This window comes from Pantoea sp. X-Soil-TKNS-1211, from assembly GCF_059730495.1.
The window spans coordinates 2,170,019-2,188,932 of sequence record NZ_AP035953.1 but is presented as its reverse complement, the minus strand read 5'-3'; the positions used below and the strand labels follow the sequence as shown (position 1 = coordinate 2,188,932).

Below are 18,914 nucleotides of genomic sequence, written 5' to 3'. Positions count from 1 at the left end.
TCGATGACACATGATGTGTTAGTGCTGGGCGCGGGGATGGTCGGCGTCAGCTGCGCCCTGCACCTGCAACAGCGCGGTTACGATGTCGCGCTGCTGGACCGGCGCGACCCCGGCGAAGAAACCTCTTACGGCAACGCGGGAATTATTCAGCGCGAGGCCGTGCATCCTTACGCCTTCCCGCGTGATATCAAGACCTTGCTGAGCGTGGTGGGCAATCGTCGTCTCGATGTCCGTTATCATCCGCGCGCCATACCAGCACTGGCCGCACCACTGCTGCGCTACTACGCGCAATCGGCACCACGCGCCTATGCGCCGATTGCGGCGGCTTACGCCTCGCTGATCGCACTATCTATCGATACGCACGAAGCGTTACTCGATGCCGCCAATGCGCGCCATCTGCTGGGCGAACGTGGTTGGCTGATGCTGTTTCGCAGCGATAAACAGCGCGATGCGGCGTTTGTCGATGCTGATAACTTGCTGGCGCTGGGCGTGAACCATCGCAAACTGGATGCGGCCCAGCTGCGCGCAACCGAACCCGCGCTGCGGGCGGAATTGAGCGGCGCGGTGTACTGGAGTGATCCCCTGACGGTGCGCGATCCAGGCGCGCTGGTAAAGGCCTATGCCGCCTTGTTATTTGCGCGCGGCGCAGCCTGGCATCAGGGCAATGCGCAGACGCTGCGGCCAACAGCCGACGGCGGCTGGCAAGTGCAAACCGAGCACGGCGAAGAGGTGCAGGCTCGCCAGGTGGTAGTGGCGCTCGGTCCCTGGAGTCCTCAGTTGACCGGTGATTTTGGCTATCGTCCGCCGTTATTTGTGAAGCGTGGTTATCATCAGCACTTCCAGCCGGTTGCCGGGGCCACTCCCCGCCACTGGATGCTGGATGAAGAACGCGGATATCTGATTGCCCCCATGGCACGAGGGCTGCGCATCACCACCGGCGCGGAACTGGCGCATATCGATGCCCCCGCCACCCCTTATCAACTCAAAGCCGTGGAGCAGGTGGCGCGTCAACTGTTACCGCTGGGCGAGCCGGTCGAAGCAGAACCCTGGAAAGGGGCACGCCCTTGCATGCCGGATATGAAACCGGTTATTGGTGCGGTGCCGGGACAGCACGGCATGTGGTGTGCGTTTGGTCATGGGCATCAGGGGTTCACCCTCGGCCCGGCCACCGGAATGTTGCTGGCGGAAATGATGCACGGCGAGCGTAGCAGCATTGCGATGGATGCATTTAGCCCCGCGCGGCGATTCTGAACCCGTAACGGCGCGATAAATCGCGCCGTTACGGGTTTTTCATATCTTTCAATAACTCACGCAAAATAGTCCTCACCCCGGCCACCGCCGGATCTCTCAACCCGTCGATACGCCAGGCCAACTCGATCGGATAATCGGGCAAGGCCACCGGACAGGGGAAAAGCTGCAAATCAAACATCTCCGCCATAGTCTGCGCGGCATGCTTGGGTAACGTGACGATTGAACGGGAACCTTTAATCAGATAAGGCACCGCCGAGAAGTGGGTGGCAGCTGCTTCAACCGTACGCTTCAGATCCAGCTCGGCTAAAACCTCATCTACAATCCCCACGACACCGCCCGATGAAATCAGGATATGTGGTAGCTGGGTGTATTCACTGAGGGTCAATTCACCCGCAGGCGGAGCAACGTCCAGCAAACAGGCGTAACCATTCACCCCCACTAACTCTTTACTCAGCGCCGCCGAATTGCCACTGCCGGAGGTCACGGCCAGGTCAACCATGCGATTCATCAGCATACCGCTCACGATGCGGCTGTGGATTTGCCGGAAAATTAGCCGCAGTCCAGGATATGCCTGTGCCACACGATTGATCAGCGGGCGAGCCAGGGCAATTTCATAATCGTCAGACCAGCCCAGCACCAGGGTTCGGCCTTCGAATTCCGCTCGTTCACGCTGCGCCAGCGCCAGGCTCTGACGACAGCGATTCAGTGCTTCGCTAACGATGGGTTTCAACTCCTCGGCGCGGCGACTCGGACGTAACCCGCGTCCGGTGCGGTCAAACAGATGATCGCCATAAATTTTGCGCAGTCGGCCCAGCGCCGCGCTGACGGCAGATTGGGTGATCCCCAGTCGCAGTGCGGCCCGGCTGGCGCTGCCCTCTTCATATAAGGCTTCGAATACTTTGAACAGATTCAGGTCAAGTGACTCGATATTAATTTGGCTCATATCTGTTAGTCATTATGCAGGATTGATTAATAGTACTATACCAAGGTATACCTTGGCTTCAACTCCCCGTTCACAGGTAATTTGCCATGACATCCTCAACCGTGGCGGTGCTACAAATTGGCTCCGCTCCTGAAGGTAAAGCGCAGACATTAGACAAAATTATGTCTTATGAAGAACAGATTATTGCCAGCCTGGCCCGCCTGGTGGTGATGCCCGAAGCTCTGCTCGGCGGCTATCCCAAAGGAGAAACCTTCGGCACACAACTGGGCTATCGTCTGCCGCAGGGACGTGAAACCTGGGCGGAATATTTTGCCAACGCGATTGATGTGCCGGGTCAAGAAACCGAGGCATTGGCTGGGTTGGCACACCGCACCGAGGCCGCTCTGGTGATTGGCGTGATTGAACGCGAAGGCAGCACCCTGTATTGCAGCGCGTTGTTTTTTGAACCAGAAAGCGGTCTGGTGGCAAAACATCGCAAGCTGATGCCAACCGGCACCGAACGTCTGATTTGGGGCCAGGGGGATGGTTCTACCCTGCCAGTGGTGGATAGCCAGGCGGGACGTATTGGTGCCGCGATTTGCTGGGAAAACCACATGCCGCTGCTGCGTACCGCCATGTATGCCAAGGGGGTGCAAATCTGGTGTGCACCCACGGTCGATGAGCGCGATGTGTGGCAGGCATCAATGCGGCATATCGCCCACGAAGGACGCTGTTTTGTGTTGAGCGCCTGCCAGTTGCAACCCTCACCGGCAGAGCTGGGTATTGAGATTCCGGGCTGGGATAGTCAGCGCCCATTGATCCAGGGGGGAAGCGTGATTATCGGGCCATTAGGTGATGTGCTGGCTGGTCCGTTGCGGGGCAGCGAAGGGTTACTTACCGCCCAAATTGACACCGATGAACTGATTCGCGCCCGCTATGACTTCGACGTGGTCGGCCATTACGCCCGCCCGGACGTGTTCGCGCTAGCGGTTGACCAAAAACCCAAAAAAACCGTAACTTTTCAATAAATCACCGTAGCGGCGCGATTTATCACGCAATACCGGAAAAAATGCGCCGCTCCGAACATCATGCCATGTCACCACCAATGCGGCGGTTAACCTCAGTACGTAGATGTAATAACTTTTCGGCATCCGCGGGCCAGGACTTGAAGGTAATACGCATCCCCATCACCTTCTCAATCAGCGCCTCAACCGCAGCTCTACCTTGCAGCGATTCCAATAATTGTAACGCGCGCAAATCCTGCATCGCTTCCAGCAACACCTTGAGGCGAATGGAAGGCAGCGGCGTGAAGTCTTTACCGGGATAGACGAGGAAGGGATCTCCCGCCGGGAATGCCTGCAAACCGTCGGTAACGGCAAAAGGATCGATCGCCTCACGCGACAGTTCACTGTTGTAGAAGTTAAAGCCCCAGTGCAGAAAACCTTCGATGCGGTACAACCAAAGTTGTACTCCGAGGATGCGGTTACGTACCGACGGCTGGGCCATAAAACGGTTCGCCACATCAAGATATTGAGCGCAGCAATAATAGGTCCACTGGCCAGGCACCTGATTTTCAAGGAAGGGTTCAAGGTGATCGGAAGCGGTGACCGGTTTTTCGACCAGGCCAAGGCGATAAAAATCGTAATCGGACAAAGCATCCAGGGTGCGGTAGCCGGGAATTAAGGGCCGCAGCAGGTCGCTGGCCTTACGGTAATTTTCCAGGTGTTGTTCGTTAGGTTCATCGGAAATATGGAACCACACCCGATCGCGCAACCCCTGCTGATCAAACCAGGCAGTCAGCTGCGGCAGGAAGGCACCAAGAAATTGCCGCCACTGATCACCAAAGGCATCGGTATGCCAGCCAAAACGCGCCTCTCGGCGGCCATCCGGCAGCTGTACCGCAATATGCGGCGCATGTGCCGCCCCCCATTGGGTGAAAAAGTGGGCGATCTCAAAATCGCGAATGCCCTCGGTACGGCATAAATCTACCCAACGGGCCAGCCGCTCAAAACCAAAGCGGTAGCCGCCCTGCCCGTCATCAAAAACATCAATCAACTGCACCTCGGTGCGAACTGTGCCTGGTGCGGTATCGAGGGGCGGTGTAAACAGCGGCGTCAGCATCATATTGACGCCATGCGCCACGGCACTTTGCACAAATTTGCGCACCGCCTGCCAGTATTCCTCACTGAACACCGTCAGTTGATAGTAATCCGCCAGACAATCGGTATGAATCCATTCCGTATGGTAAAGCTGCTGTGTGGGTAAGGTGGCAGGCAATACCGTCACGACCAGTACGGCTTCACTCATCACGCTGCTTTCGGTTTCATCGTGTAAGCGCAGCGTCAGCCTATGCTCGCCAGGCGGTAAGCCTTCCGGCGGCGGGGTCAGGCAGAGCCACAACGCGCCTTGATAGTTACAGGTGATTTGCACTGTCGAGCGGGTGACCGGCATCAGTAAATCGGGAAACAGGCCCGGCTCAGTGGTCAGATAATGGTCATCCACGGTGTTGTAGCAGGGTAAATGCCCCGGCACCGAAGTGACCTGATAAACCTGCAACCACGGCAGTAACTCCCCCTCGACTGACCAATGTAGGGTCCGGCGGGTTTTACGCTCCTGCGAAGGCAGAAAATATTGTGCCTGAAACGAGAATGTTTCATTGGCCAGCATGCTGGCCGTCGTCAATTGTTTTACTTCGGTAATTGTTTTTTGGTGGAACATTTTTTCCAGCGACGAAGTCAGCCGCAGATGTAACGTCATGGTTCATCCCTTAGAGAGTCAGAAGTTGGGCAATTTAATAGCACGCATGCTGAAAAGAAAAAATAGAAAAAAAAGGTAATAAGAAAATAAGATGACGCAGCTCGCAAAACATAATATTTTCCTGCCAATAGCGAAAGACACGCAGAAATAAAGTAATGACAGCGGTTTTAATTACATTTATCAACTGTTTGTTAATCCTGCTGTCAACGCAGGAAAAAAGCCTTGCTAATTAGATCATTACCTTCATGACAACCTTTCGCTTCGTTCTTTTTGTTGCGAAAGCAGAGATAAAAAGCAGTAAAAACCCTTTCGATTTCGAAAGATCGAAAGGGAAATTACACATCTTGCTTACACTTTTTCGTTGTTGACAGCCAGATTACGGATGGTTTACAAAATCATTTATCAACACCGGGTCTTCTCAGCGAAATACTTCTTATTGATGAGGGTTGTGTCATGCTGTCTGCTAAAAACAATAAGTCTCACGTCAGGCCAGTAATTTCCGGAATTGCATTAGCTGTCGCACTTTTAATTCCTGCACTCAGCCAGGCCGCAGATAAAATAACCTTGCGTTACGCGATTTGGGACCGCAATCAACTTCCTGCGGAAGAAAAAATTGCGCAATCATTTGAGAAAGCCAACCCGGATATCAATATTGATATTGAAGTGGTGCCAGCTTCTCAGTATTTCGTCAAACTGGACTCCGCCGTCGCGGGTGGTGTGGCACCGGATATCTTTTGGGTCAACATGCCTTACTTTATCCAGTACGCGCAAAACCACGTGCTGGCCCCGCTGAATGGCTACCTGAAAGATAAATCAGTCGATCTCAACAACATCGTTGCCAGTTCGGTGAAAGCCTATCAGTTTGATGGCAACCAGATGGCGATTCCGCGCGATGTGGATGCCATCGCCGTCTGGTACAACAAAAAGCTGTTTGATCAGGCCGGGGTCAGCTATCCGAAAAAGGGCTGGACCTGGGATGACCTGAAAACCACCGCCACCGCGCTAAAAGCTAAACTGAACGGCGATGCCTTTCCGTTGTATATGGACCTGAGCAACGACGGCCAGGAAAGCTACCTGAACCTGCTGTATCAGAAAGGCGTCCATATTGTGCCGACCAACGGCCAGCCAACCGATATCGCCAGCGATAACGCCATCTGGGTATATCAGCAGCTGCAACAAATGATGAAAGGTGGCCTGTTGCCGACCGCCAACCAGATGAGCGAACTGAAAACCGACTCGGTGTTTACCTCCAATCGCGCCGCGATGGTATACGCCGGTTCCTGGCAGGCCGCGCCTTTCGCCAGCAACCCGCAGATTAACGATCATATCGGCGTGATCGAAATGCCGCGTATCGATAAGGAAGCCGGTGTGGCACACAGCCTGGGCTTCGCGCTGTATGCCAACGGCAAGCATAAAGATGCCGCCTGGCGCTATGTCTCCTTTATGGCGCAGAAATCTTCGCAAGAGGAACTGGCCGCCGCCGTTATCCCTGCCAACAAGCAGGCGATGCCTGCGTGGGCCGCCAATGTTAAGCAAGTTGACGTCACCGCCTATCTCAATGCGCTGGATCACGCCACCGCTTACCCGACGGCAGGCACCAATACGCCGAAGTGGCAAAATATGTGGATCAGCAGCCTGAAGAAAATCTTTATGGGGGCAGATGCCAAAGAAGAGATGGATAAATCGGTGAAGAAAATTAGCCGGGTGATGGAAAAGTAATATTTGCCACGCGGGGATTGTCGTATCCCCGCCCTGTTCCTGATATCGGAGCCGATAATGATGGAAAATATCTCTCCCGTCACCGTGAATCTGCCTACGGTTAAAACGGTAAAAAACGTCAGCAGTCTGGAACGAGCCGAGCGTTTCTGGGGCTGGATAATGATCGCTCCGCTGGTTATCGGCCTGCTGGTATTTTATTTTATTCCGTTTCTCCAGACGTTGTTTTACAGCTTTACCGATCTCAACCAGTTTATGAACTGGACTGAAGTCAGTCTGGATAATTATCGTGATCTGTTCAGCGATGATGATTTTTATACCGCCGCCTTCAATACCCTGTTCTATGTGGTGGTGTGTGTGCCGGTTAGCCTGGCGCTTTCGCTGCTGCTGGCGATCGGTTTGAACCAACCGATTCGCGGCAAGACGCTGTTCCGGACCCTGCTATTCCTGCCCGCTATCACCATGCCTGCGGCAGTGGCGATGGTGTGGCAATGGCTGTTCAACGGTGATTTTGGCCTGGTAAACCATCTGCTGGGATTTGTTGGCCTGCCCTCCGTGGACTGGCTGTCAGATCCGAAAGTGGTCCATCTCAGCGTGTCGATTATTATCATCTGGTCATCACTGGCGTTAAAAATCATCATTCTGCTGGCCGGATTGCAGAATATTCCCCGTCAGGTCTATGAAGCCGCCGATATTGATGGCATTGGCACCTTACGCCGCTTCTTCTTTATTACGCTGCCGCTGATGCTGCCCACGCTGTTTTTCGTCTCGATTATGAGTTTTATCGAAGTGCTGCAAATCTTCGACGTAATCTTTTTAATGTTCGACCGTTCGATGATTGAAAGCGATGCCATGACCGTGACCTTCCTGTTCTATAAATACGCGTTTTATTTACAGGAAAAAGGCTATGCCTCAGCGATTGCTGTGGTGCTGTTTATCGTGACTCTGGTGATTAGTCTGGTCCAGATGTTTATTGGTAAAAAAATTAAGGTGACCTGAGGAAGCCCGCCATGAGCACATTAACCCAATCCGAAGAACTGGCGTGGTTTCGCCGTCAACATCAGGAAAAGCTACGCCGCCTGACGGTATATGCCCTGATGACGCTTGCCAGCCTGATCTCGCTGGTGCCGTTTATCTGGATGTTGCTGACCTCGTTGAAAACGCAGCCGGAAAGCATTCAGATTCCGATGGCGATCCTGCCCGCGCATCCTTCAATGCAGGCTTACCACCGCATCCTGACGGAGATCCCGTTCACCACTTTTTATATCAACTCGTTTCTCTACACCTTCTTTACCGTGACGCTGCAAATGTTGATCGCTGCCATGGCGGCCTACGGTTTCTCCCGTCTGACCTTTCGTGGGCGTGATACGGTATTTATGCTGTGCGTCTCGATTTTAATGGTGCCCGCGCAAGCCTTCCTGATCCCACAGTTTCTGATTGTGCAAAAACTCGGCCTGGTAAACACCCTGAGCGGTCTGATTCTGCCCGGCATCTTCAGTATCTACGCCACCTTTCTGTTGCGGCAATTCTTCCTCGGCGTACCACGCGAACTGGAAGAAGCCGCGTTACTCGATGGCTACAACCACTTCACCATTTTCTGGCGCATTCTGCTGCCGCTGATTCGGCCGGGTTTAATTGCCTGCACCATCATTAATGGTCTGTGGGCGTGGAATAACCTGATGTGGCCACTGATCGTCAATACCAGCGTCAATAAACTCACGCTGCCGGTGGGCCTCGCATCCCTTGCCAGCCGTGCCGGTGTGCCCTATCCGATGTTGATGGCGGGTGCGCTGATGGCGGTGTTACCGATGTTGATTTTATTTATCTTTTTCCAACGCTATTTCATCCAGGGCATCGCCAGCGCCGGTGTGAAAGGCTAAGTCACCACTCAGAGGAAGCAGCTATGTCTGGTATTCAATTACATGATGTGAAGAAAATTTATCCCAACGGCTTCCAGGCGCTGCACGGTATTGAGCTGTCGATTCAGGAAGGCGAATTTATGGTGTTTGTCGGGCCATCTGGCTGCGCCAAATCGACGCTGCTGCGCATGATTGCCGGGCTGGAAAGTATCAGCGAAGGTGAAATTGTGATCCAGAATCGCTGCGTCAATCAGGTCTTACCCAAGGATCGCGAAGTGGCGATGGTGTTCCAGAACTACGCGCTCTACCCGCACATGACGGTTTATAAAAACATGGCGTTTAGCCTACAAGGGAAAATGCCACGTGAAGAGATTGACCGGCGAGTGCGGGAAGCGGCAGAAAATCTGGAGATCAGCCACCTGCTGGAACGTAAACCGGGCCAATTGTCTGGCGGCCAGTGCCAACGCGTGGCGCTGGGGCGGGCCATTGTGCGCCGTCCGCGCGTGTTTTTGTTTGATGAACCGCTCTCCAACCTGGATGCGAAACTGCGCGTCTCGATGCGGCTGCAACTGATCAATCTTCACCAGCAACTGAAAGCGGAAGGATTACCTTCCACTATGGTATATGTCACGCACGATCAGGTAGAAGCGATGACGATGGGCGATCGCATCTGCGTACTGGATCGTGGCGTGATTCAACAGGTCGACAAGCCTGTCACCCTCTATCATCAGCCTGCAAACAAATTTGTGGCTGCATTTATCGGCAGCCCGGCCATGAATCTGCATGATGTAACTATTATGCGTAAGCCGCAGCAGTTAACGCTCTCCTTTGGCGATGCCGGGCAACTGTCGCTGCCTGCCAGCGTCGCCGACCGCCTCACCGGTTATCATGAGGAACAGATTTGCCTCGGTATTCGCCCTGAACATGTGATGATCACCACAGTGGATGCGCCCGCTGCGCTGCCAGCTACGGTGCAGACGGTAGAACATATGGGCAATGAGGAGATCGTTCATTGCGATGTCGCGGGCCGCCACTTTGTCGCGCGCTTCCCCTCCTCGCCCGGCTGGTCGCTGCAACCCGGTGAGCGCATCGGTCTGCAACTGGCGCTGGACCACGCGCATTTGTTTGATATCAACCATGGACGCGTGCTACGCAACGCGGGATAACATCAATGCGCTACGGATTTGATATCGGCGGAACGAAAATTGAAATCGCCGCTTATGACGACAACATGCAACAGCTGTTTCGCCAGCGGGTGCCCACCCCCGGCGACGATTACGCCGCCTTTCTGCATTGCCTGGTGAAGCTGACGCAAGAGGCAGATCAGCAATTTGGTGGCAAAGGGAGAGTCGGGATTGGCTTGCCGGGTATTACCGATCCACGTACCCAGCAGCAGTTGGCGGCCAATGTCCCCTGCCTCACCGGACGCAACCTGAAGCGCGATATCGAGACGCTGCTCAATCGGCCAGTGGCGATCGCCAATGACTGCCACTGCTTTGCCCTGTCAGAAGCCCACTCGCCTCAGACGCTGGATTATTCGGTAGTATTTGGCGCGATTATCGGCACCGGGGCCGGTGGTGGTTTGGTGGTGGATAAGCAGTTGTTTCGCGGTAAACACGGGCTGGCCGGTGAATGGGGGCATTTGCCGGTGCCTGCGCGGTTGTTCCAGCGTTACACGCTGCCCTCGTTTAGCTGCAACTGTGGCCTGACTGATTGCTATGAACGCTACGTCTCTGGTCGCGGCCTGTTGACGTTAAGCCAACATTTCGGGCACCCGGCCCGTGACCTGCCAGAATTGATGCACAGCTATCGCCGCGCCGATTCCCTGGCACAGCAGATTTTCCATACCTTTATCGCCGTGCTGGCCAGCGCACTGGCGGGGTTACAAATGCTGCTGGATATTGACGCCTTTGTGCTGGGTGGTGGTTTGTCCAATATCCCCGAGATTTACCCGTTGTTACCGGATGCCATGCGCGAGAGCTTATTCGCTATCTCTCCGCCGGCCGCAATTCTGGCCCCGGTTTTTGGTGACAGCAGCGGCGTACGCGGTGCTGCCCTCCTCAACGATGCTGAAAGAGAGTCCCTATGATCAATACCGAGCAACGCCGTGAATCGATTATTGAGCAGTTGAGGCGCGAAGGTGTGGTGCGGGTGGAAGATCTCAGCACCCTCTACAACGTCAGTTCCGTCACTATCCGCAACGATCTGCGCTGGCTGGAGAAGAGTGGCTGCGCCATTCGTGGCTACGGCGGCGCCCAGCTGAATCGCCAGTTTGTCTTTGATCGTCCGCTGGAAGACAAAGGCAAAATTAATCGCGACGTCAAATTCGCCATCGCCAAAGCCGCCGCCGCCCTGATCAACGACGGTGAGGCGGTGATTATCGATTCTGGCTCCACCACCAGTCTGATGACCAAGCATCTGGAGAGCAAAAAGGAACTGGTGGTGATGACCAACGCCATCAACATCGCTTACGAACTGGCTAGCCGCGAAAACATCCATCTGATGGTGCTGGGTGGCAACGTGCGCAGCGCTTCCTGGTCGATCGACGGACCCACCGCCGAGCAACACATCCGCCAGTACCGTTTCGACAAATTGTTTCTCGGCGTCGATGGCTTTGATCTCGCCTCCGGCATCACCACGCCGCAATTGGGAGAGGCGCAGATTAACCGGGCGATGTGCGACGTATCACGTGAAATCATCGCCGTGGCCGACTCCAGCAAGTTTGGCCGCACCAGTTTCTGTCTGATTCGCGAAGTGGAACGCATTCACCGACTGGTCACTGACAGCGCCATATCCGAACAATACGTGCGCGCCCTGGAGAAAATGGGCGTCGACATCATTATCGCCGATCGCTAATACGCGGGAGAACGTCATGAAAGTGGGCATTATTGGATTAGGATTCCGTCTTGGTTACCTCGGGCATGTGTTCAGCAGCCTGTCGCCAGACTTTACCATCGTCGGCTATGTCGACCCGGCCCCCGCCGGGCTGGCAACGCTACAACAACATGGCATCGATGCCGGGGTCGCCTATGACACCCCCGAAGCACTGCTGGCGGCGCATCAGATTGACCTGCTGATGATTGGATCCCCCAACCATCTGCACCTTGAGCATATCCGTATCGGGCTGGCGGCAGGCGTGAAGGTATTCTGCGAAAAACCGGTGGTCGCCAGCATGGAGCAAAGTTATCAACTGGCGGAACTGTTGGCGCAGTACGGCCAGGAACAGCTGTTGATCGGCCTGGTGCTGCGTTACGCACCGATGTACCGCGATGTGATGCAGGCGCGTCAGTCAGGGGCGCTGGGCAACATCGTCTCAGTGGAAGCCTCGGAACATATCTATCCATACCATGGCGCGTTTTTCATGCGCGACTGGCGACGTTACTCGCGCTACTCAGGCAGTTTTATGCTGGAGAAATGCTGCCACGACCTCGACCTGTACAACAGCCTGATCGGCTCACGCCCGATGCGCGTCGCCAGCTTCGGCGGCCGCCGCAACTTTGTACCGGAAAACGATCCGCGCCAGCAAGGGGTGGACGATATGTCACTGTTCCACCAAAAACCCTCGGGCTGGCTGGGTGATGACAAGGTGTTCGACAGTGATGGTGACATTGTCGACCACCAGGTGGCGATTGTTGAATACGCCAACGGCGTCGCGCTGAATTTTCATACCAATCTCAACGCCCCGGATCAGTTTCGTCGCTTCTGCATCATGGGTTCGCGCGGCCAGGCGGAAGGTGATTTTATTCGCGGTTTCCTGTGGGTGCACGATGTGATGAGCGGCAAGAAAACCGTGGATAAGTCCTACGCCACGCGTACCGCATTATCGCAACATTACGGGGCTGATGAGCAGATGGCGCAGGAAGTGATGGATCATGTGCTGCACGGTGGCCCGCTGCCGGTGTCACCGCAGGATGCTATCGAAGCCGGCATCCTCGCGCTGGCGATGGATGAAGCACGCGAACAGCGTACGTTAGTGGATCTGGCACCGGTATGGGAGAAACTCGACCGTTTACTCACCACGCCGCAGGTCGCCTGAATCGTGACGCGGGCAGATCCTCGCCCGCGTTAATTACTGGCTGACCAACACCACATCAATACCCGCTTTACGCAGCCCTTCGAGGCTGTTTTGCGGAATGCTGTCGTCAGTGATGATCATATGGATGCGCTGGGTATCGATGATTTTGTGCAGGCTGGAGCGGTTAAATTTGCTGGAATCCGTGACCACAATGATGCGCTCCGCCACTTCACACATGCGACGATTCAGACGTGCTTCGTCTTCATTGTGGGTACTGATGCCGCGTTCCAGGTCGATGGCATCCACGCCAAGGAACAGCAGGTCAAAATGGTAGTTCTGCAACGAATGATCGGCCTGGTCGCCATAGAATGACAACGACTGACGACGCAAATGACCACCGGTCATCAGCACCTCGACCCCTTCCGCCTCAACCAGCGCGTTGGCGACGTTCATGCCGTTGGTCATAGCGATGACATCCTGATGCTGACGCATATGGCGGGCGATTTCAAAGGTGGTGGTGCCCGAATCGAGGATCACCCGATGGCCCGGTTTTATCAGTTCGGCAGCGACGCTGGCGATGCTGCGTTTCGCCGACACATTAAGCGCGCTCTTATCTTTGACCGAAGGTTCCACCGCCGCCGCACCGTTATCGCAGATCAACGCACCGCCATACACCCGTACCGCGATGCCTTGCTTCTCCAGAAACGCCAGGTCATTGCGGATGGTCACGGTAGAGACGCCGTACAATGCGGCAAGATCATTCACCTGCACGCTGCCGTGCTGGCGTAATTTTTGAATGATCTGCTCGCGACGCTCGCTGGTCGCCGCCACGCCTTTTTCCAGTGGATTATCGGAATGCTGCATAAGGTTTGCCCTGCCAGTCTGATCTTTCGTTTTATTTCGATTTCGCTATTAACGCCTTTCTTTCAATGAAATGCAACCTCTGTTACCGCAACAACAAGCCATAATCACTTCCGGCCTTGCGTTATCTTTTTCTTGCCTTTCTCCTGGCGGGTCTGATAGCTTTCATTTTGTTTTCATAAGTCGCCACCCACCACACAACGAAAGATTATGAAAGGTTGGTGGGTGACATCTGACCCTGTGGAGCCTAAAGTGAAACTATTAACTGCAATCATCGAGCGTCACCGCCAGGGTGAGCAAAACGGCATCTTCTCCGTCTGTTCCGCCCACCCGTTGGTACTGGAAGCCGCACTGTGCTTTGCCCGTGACCATCAGCAGCCGCTGCTGGTTGAAGCTACCTCCAATCAGGTCGATCAGACCGGCGGTTACACCGGGATGACCCCGGCTGATTTCCGTGATTTTCTCTGGCAGCTGGCGGATAGCTGTCAGTTCCCGCGTGAGCAGCTGATTCTCGGCGGCGATCATCTCGGCCCGAACCGCTGGCAAAAAGAACCTGCCGAGGTGGCGATGCAGCACGCTGAAGTGCTGATTGCCCATTATGTGCAGGCAGGTTTCAAGAAAATTCATCTCGATTGCAGCATGTCCTGCGCTGACGATCCGGTGCCACTGACCGATGCGATTGTGGCACAGCGTGCCGCCCGGCTGGCCGCGATTGCTGAAGCCACCTGCCAGCAGCACTTTGGCTGTCGTGACCTGGTGTATGTGATTGGCACCGAAGTCCCGGTGCCGGGTGGCGCGCACGAAACCCTGACCGAGTTGGCCGTCACCACTCCAGAAGCGGCGCAGGCCACACTGATGGCGCACCATCAGGCCTTTGAACAACAGGGATTATCAACACTCTGGCCGCGCATCATCGGCCTGGTGGTACAGCCCGGCGTCGAGTTTGACCACACCCATATCATTGATTATCAGCCGCAAAAGGCACAGCAGTTGTGCCGGTGGGCGGAAAGCGCCGGCCGTCCGCTGTTCGAGGCCCACTCCACCGATTATCAAACCCCGCAGGCGTTACGGCAGCTGGTAATCGACCATTTTGCCATTCTGAAAGTCGGGCCTGCCCTGACGTTTGCCCTGCGTGAAGCGCTGTTTTCTCTGGCTTGTATCGAGGAGGAACTGTTAAGTGCCAAAGCCTGTTCCCACCTGCGCACGGTGTTGGATGGGGTGATGCTCGACAAACCGGACTACTGGCATAGCCACTATCACGGCGACAGTACCACCCGCCGTCTGGCCCGTGGCTTCAGCTATTCAGACCGCGTGCGTTATTACTGGCCGGATGCACAGATCGCCGAGGCGTTTAAGGTCTTGATCCGCAATCTGGCCGATACCGCACTACCGTTGCCACTGATCAGCCAATATCTGCCGTTGCAATATGGCAAAGTTCGCCAGGGCCAGTTAGCAGCAACACCCCATGCCCTGCTGATTGACCACATCCAGGACGTGTTGCAGCAGTACCATCGCGCCTGCCAGCCGGCATAAGGAGATGCGCTGATGGAACAGATCATTCGTGCGCGTCGGTTGTTGTGCGAAAGTGGCTGGCGTGACGATCAGCAGCTCCATATCGTCAATGGCAGCATCACCGCCATTCAGCCGATCGCCGTGGGTGACCCTCGCCGAGATGCTGAATTGTTATGTCCGGCTTATATCGATACCCACGTCCACGGCGGCGCAGGCGTTGATGTGATGGATGACGATCCGGCTGCGCTCGCCACGCTGGCACGGCACAAAGCAGGCGAAGGTGTGGGTGCCTGGCTGGCGACCACCGTCACCGCGCCGCTGCCAGAAATTATCGCGGCGCTGCGGCGCATTGCTGCTTATCACCATGCTGCCAATGGGGCGCAGTTACTCGGCAGCTACCTGGAAGGGCCGTGGTTTACGCCGGAAAATCGTGGCGCTCATCTGCCTGAGTGGTTTCGCGAACTGGAGGTGGCCGAGATTGATCAGTTAATCGAGGCTGCGCAAGGCACGCTGCGCATGGTGGCGCTGGCCCCGGAAAAGCCGGATGCGCTGACGGCTATCCGCCACCTGAAAGCACGCGGTATTCGTGTGATGCTGGGCCACAGTGCCGCCAGCTATGCACAGACGCAGCACGCGCTGGATGCCGGTGCCGATGGGCTGGTGCACTGCTTCAATGGCATGAGCGGTTTGCACCATCGCGAGCCTGGCATGGTCGGTGCCGGGCTGAGTGATACCCGCGCCTGGCTGGAATTGATCGCCGATGGTCATCATGTGCACCCGGCAGTGATGCGCGTCACCTGTCAATGCGCCGCGCAACGCATCGTCCTGATTACCGATGCCATGCGGGCTGCGGGTATGCCCGATGGTCTGTACGCCATCTGCGGCCACAACGTGGAGATGAGGTCTGGTGTGGTACGCAGTGCGGCGGGTGGTCTGGCGGGGAGCACGCTGGCGCTGGATGCGGCGGTGCGCAATATGGTCAACCATGGCGGAGTGAGTAGCCAACAGGCGATTGAAATGGCAAGCCTGCACCCGGCGCGTCTGCTGGGCATATCACATCAACTTGGTTCCCTCGTGCCAGGCAAGCAGGCCAATATTCTGGCGTTAGATAATCAGTTGATTCCACAGCAACTCTGGGTAAAAGGCGTTGCGGTTTCCTGACTGAATATGGCAAGGCGTGATAAATCACGCCGCTACATAACGCTTTGTAGCGGCGCGATGTATCGCGCCAATATTTATTGAAGTCTGGGTCAATGGTATTGATAGTTAATTTTGACCTGAAATCTCGGGGCATTTGAAATAAAATCAGCTTCCGCCCTGACTGACAGACTTATTGAAATCTATGACCATGCATAACATGCTAACCCTTACCGTTGCTGCTTTCTGTTCGCTTTTATTGACCAATGGGATCGCCGCGTTTCGTACTATCGTCAACGCTACTCACGAAGAGAAGCGTGAGAAAATTCAAGTGGGACAGATGCATATGACCATGCGTCGATATATGACGGGTGAAGGCATCGGCTATATTCTGACATCGGCAGTCACTATTATGAGTTGGTTGTTGTTCATTACCCGTTAATCAATACGAAATTATTATGGTGATATTGTTATCACCAGGTTAAATATAATAATTTATTATTTCTCCTTTTCCTGCCTGTTAATTATTTTCTCTCCATTGGGCGTTGCGCGATACATCGCGCCGCTACGACTGTTGTCGGCATGGCACAACATTTCGCATCGCGACTTTTTCCGCACGATCCGTAGCGGCGTGATTTATCACGCTGTTTCTGCACATCCTCATCACCACCACCTTTCGTTTTCTTCCCTTTTCATGTTGTGCTTTCACTTTCTTTCTTGTAGATTGCTTTATTAATTGAAATAACAAAAGCACCGCAAAAAGAAAGGTAGTGAAACCATCAGGTTGACTTTCTGTCACGGCTTAATCTTAAGGATAGTGTTATGAATGAAACCCTTGCGGCCAACACATCGGGCACTCAAACCTGGACCGAAGAAGAGATTCGCCAGCAACCGACCAGTTGGATGACCGCCCTGCACCATCTCGACACCCAGCGTGCAGAACTGGATGACTGGCTGACCCCCTTTTATGCGCAACCAGGCGGGAAGATTATTCTCACCGGTGCCGGTTCGTCAGCGTTTATCGGCGACATTATCGCGCCTTGCCTGGCTCGCCAACTAAAAGCCAATGTGGTGGCGATCCCCACCACCGATCTCGTCACCAACCCAATGGATTATTTTCACACCGACCAGCCCTTACTGCTGGTTTCGTTTGCCCGTTCCGGCAACAGCCCGGAAAGTGTGGCTGCGGTACAGCTGGCAAACCAGTTTGTGGCGAATTGCCGTCATCTGATCATCACCTGTAACGCCACCGGCGATCTGTATCGCTATGCCAGCGAGCATGACAACGCCAGGGCGCGTCTGATGCCCGCAGAAACTCACGATCGTGGCTTTGCCATGACCAGTAGCATCAGCACCATGATGCTCAGTTGCCTGGCGATTTTCGCCCCACAACTGTTCAACAGCCACAGCTTCGCCAGCGTCGCAGCCTGCTGTGAGCAGATCATTGCCAGCCACGGTGATTTCAGCCAGTCGGCATTTGGTGATCTGGACTGGCGGCGCGTGGTGTATCTCGGCAGTGGCGGTTTACAAGGTGCAGCACGCGAATCCGCGCTGAAGGTGCTGGAACTCACTGCCGGGCAGCTGGCGGCCTTCTACGAATCGCCGGTAGGTTTTCGTCATGGTCCGAAATCCCTCGTCGATGATGAAACCCTGGTGGTGGTGTTTGTCTCCAGCCATCCCTACACCCGTCAATACGATCTCGATCTGCTGGCCGAGCTGCATCGCGAAAACATCGCGTTGCGGGTGGTCGCCATTAGCGATACCCCTGCGACGGCAATCGAGGCCGGTCCTCACCTCTACCTGCCTGCCTCGCGCACCTTTAACGATATCGAGCTGGCTTTCTGTTTCCTGATTTACGCACAGATCTTTGCCCTGACCGCATCACTGAAAGCAGGCATCACCCCGGACACCCCGTCAGCCAGTGGCACGGTGAATCGTGTGGTGCAAGGCGTGGTGATCCATGCCTGGCCGGAGGCACGCTGATGGGTATTATCTCCACCAAATATTTGCTGCTGGATGCCCAGGCCAACGGCTATGCCGTACCCGCGTTCAATATCCACAACGCGGAAACCATTCAGGCGATCCTCGATGTGTGTAAAGAGATGCAGTCACCGGTGATTCTGGCGGGCACGCCGGGAACCTTTAAACATATCGCGTTTCAGGAGATCTTTGCTCTGTGCCAGGCCTATTCACGCAGTTATGGCCTGCCGCTGGCGTTGCATCTTGACCACCATGAAACGCTGGCGGATATCAGCAACAAAGTGCATGCCGGCGTGCGTAGCGCGATGATTGACGGTAGCCATGTCCCCTTTGCCGCTAACGTCCAACTGACGCGTGAAGTGGTCAACTTCTGTCATCGCCATGATTGCAGCGTTGAAGCCGAGCTGGGACGTCTGGGTGGCGTTGAAGATGATATGGAGGTCAGTGACGAAAGCGCGTTTCTCACCGATCCTGACGAAGCACTGGAATTCGTTAATCAAACCGGCGTTGACAGCCTGGCGGTGGCGATTGGCACCGCGCATGGCCTGTATACCCACACGCCGAAAATTGACTTTGCGCGGCTGGAAAAGATCCATCAACGCGTCACTATCCCGCTGGTGTTACACGGTGCCAGCGATGTACCGGATGACTATGTTCGCCGCGCTATTGGTTTGGGTGTGTGTAAGGTTAATGTGGCAACCGAGCTGAAAATTGCCTTTGCCGGAGCGGTGAAAAACTGGTTCGGCGAGAATCCGCAGGGTAACGATCCGCGTTATTACCTGCGGGTCGGGATGGATGCGATGAAAGCGGTGGTGCGCGATAAGATCCTGGTGTGTGGATCGGCAGATCGACTGAAGTAACATCCACTACAACCCGCGCAATAAATTGCGCCGCTACGAGAGCG

General features: G+C 55.1%; 17 protein-coding genes. 14 read left to right on the top strand and 3 right to left on the bottom strand.

The genetic code is table 11. The features are described from left to right. The first annotated feature begins 3 nt into the window (after positions 1-3). Positions 4-1,251 carry an NAD(P)/FAD-dependent oxidoreductase gene (locus AC6I8W_RS10475; RefSeq protein WP_497834950.1) on the top strand — a complete coding sequence of 416 codons (1,248 nt, stop codon included), beginning with the start codon at positions 4-6 and terminating at the stop codon, positions 1,249-1,251. A 28-nt stretch (positions 1,252-1,279) separates the two neighbouring features. On the opposite strand, the gene AC6I8W_RS10470 is transcribed toward AC6I8W_RS10475, so the two are convergent. Next, the gene (locus AC6I8W_RS10470; RefSeq protein ID WP_497834949.1) at positions 1,280-2,194 is read right to left on the bottom strand and encodes a LysR family transcriptional regulator; all 915 of its coding nucleotides are present in this window, start codon (positions 2,192-2,194) and stop codon (positions 1,280-1,282) included. An 86-nt stretch (positions 2,195-2,280) separates the two neighbouring features. On the opposite strand from AC6I8W_RS10470, the gene AC6I8W_RS10465 reads away from it, so the two are divergent. Further along, positions 2,281-3,201, top strand: a complete 921-nt coding sequence (locus AC6I8W_RS10465) for a carbon-nitrogen hydrolase family protein (protein ID WP_497834948.1) — start codon at positions 2,281-2,283, stop codon at positions 3,199-3,201. A gap of 58 nt (positions 3,202-3,259) precedes the next feature. Here AC6I8W_RS10465 and AC6I8W_RS10460 read toward each other — a convergent pair whose 3' ends face one another. After that, positions 3,260-4,930, bottom strand: a complete 1,671-nt coding sequence (locus tag AC6I8W_RS10460) for a DUF4091 domain-containing protein (protein WP_497834947.1) — start codon at positions 4,928-4,930, stop codon at positions 3,260-3,262. 453 nt (positions 4,931-5,383) lie between these two features. Between AC6I8W_RS10460 and AC6I8W_RS10455 the strand changes: the two genes are divergently transcribed. The 7 genes from AC6I8W_RS10455 (at position 5,384) to AC6I8W_RS10425 (ending at position 12,541) form a co-directional block, all read left to right on the top strand. After that, positions 5,384-6,649 carry an ABC transporter substrate-binding protein gene (locus AC6I8W_RS10455; protein ID WP_497834946.1) on the top strand — a complete coding sequence of 422 codons (1,266 nt, stop codon included), beginning with the start codon at positions 5,384-5,386 and terminating at the stop codon, positions 6,647-6,649. 60 nt (positions 6,650-6,709) lie between these two features. Next, positions 6,710-7,645, top strand: coding sequence for a carbohydrate ABC transporter permease (locus AC6I8W_RS10450; protein WP_497838163.1), 936 nt, complete (start codon positions 6,710-6,712; stop codon positions 7,643-7,645). Between the two features lie 98 nt (positions 7,646-7,743). After that, complete coding sequence (locus tag AC6I8W_RS10445; RefSeq protein WP_415173561.1) at positions 7,744-8,526, top strand: carbohydrate ABC transporter permease; 783 nt, start codon at positions 7,744-7,746, stop codon at positions 8,524-8,526. Between the two features lie 23 nt (positions 8,527-8,549). Further along, positions 8,550-9,671, top strand: a complete 1,122-nt coding sequence (locus tag AC6I8W_RS10440) for an ABC transporter ATP-binding protein (RefSeq protein WP_497834945.1) — start codon at positions 8,550-8,552, stop codon at positions 9,669-9,671. Positions 9,672-9,676: 5 nt separating this feature from the next. Continuing rightward, positions 9,677-10,594: an ROK family protein gene (locus AC6I8W_RS10435; protein ID WP_497834944.1), complete on the top strand. Its 918-nt coding sequence runs from the start codon at positions 9,677-9,679 to the stop codon at positions 10,592-10,594. Continuing rightward, positions 10,591-11,361: a transcriptional repressor AgaR gene (gene agaR, locus AC6I8W_RS10430; RefSeq protein WP_497834943.1), complete on the top strand. Its 771-nt coding sequence runs from the start codon at positions 10,591-10,593 to the stop codon at positions 11,359-11,361. Before AC6I8W_RS10435 ends, agaR begins: the two co-directional genes overlap by 4 nt. 16 nt (positions 11,362-11,377) lie before the next feature. After that, positions 11,378-12,541 (top strand): Gfo/Idh/MocA family protein, encoded by a 1,164-nt coding sequence (locus AC6I8W_RS10425; protein ID WP_497834942.1) that lies wholly within the window; start codon positions 11,378-11,380, stop codon positions 12,539-12,541. Positions 12,542-12,574: 33 nt separating this feature from the next. Here AC6I8W_RS10425 and AC6I8W_RS10420 read toward each other — a convergent pair whose 3' ends face one another. Further along, positions 12,575-13,384, bottom strand: coding sequence for a DeoR family transcriptional regulator (locus AC6I8W_RS10420; RefSeq protein WP_497834941.1), 810 nt, complete (start codon positions 13,382-13,384; stop codon positions 12,575-12,577). Between the two features lie 249 nt (positions 13,385-13,633). Here AC6I8W_RS10420 and kbaZ point away from each other — a divergent pair, with 249 nt between their 5' ends. From kbaZ to kbaY, 5 genes are all read left to right on the top strand, one after another. Then, positions 13,634-14,914 carry a tagatose-bisphosphate aldolase subunit KbaZ gene (gene kbaZ, locus AC6I8W_RS10415; protein WP_497838077.1) on the top strand — a complete coding sequence of 427 codons (1,281 nt, stop codon included), beginning with the start codon at positions 13,634-13,636 and terminating at the stop codon, positions 14,912-14,914. A gap of 12 nt (positions 14,915-14,926) precedes the next feature. Further along, positions 14,927-16,054 (top strand): N-acetylglucosamine-6-phosphate deacetylase, encoded by a 1,128-nt coding sequence (gene nagA, locus AC6I8W_RS10410; RefSeq protein WP_497838076.1) that lies wholly within the window; start codon positions 14,927-14,929, stop codon positions 16,052-16,054. Positions 16,055-16,235: 181 nt separating this feature from the next. Then, positions 16,236-16,472 carry a hypothetical protein gene (locus tag AC6I8W_RS10405; protein ID WP_497838075.1) on the top strand — a complete coding sequence of 79 codons (237 nt, stop codon included), beginning with the start codon at positions 16,236-16,238 and terminating at the stop codon, positions 16,470-16,472. Positions 16,473-16,852: 380 nt separating this feature from the next. Then, positions 16,853-18,013: an SIS domain-containing protein gene (locus tag AC6I8W_RS10400; protein ID WP_497838074.1), complete on the top strand. Its 1,161-nt coding sequence runs from the start codon at positions 16,853-16,855 to the stop codon at positions 18,011-18,013. Then, positions 18,013-18,870: a tagatose-bisphosphate aldolase subunit KbaY gene (gene kbaY, locus AC6I8W_RS10395; protein WP_497838073.1), complete on the top strand. Its 858-nt coding sequence runs from the start codon at positions 18,013-18,015 to the stop codon at positions 18,868-18,870. Before AC6I8W_RS10400 ends, kbaY begins: the two co-directional genes overlap by 1 nt. The last annotated feature ends 44 nt before the right edge of the window (positions 18,871-18,914 follow it).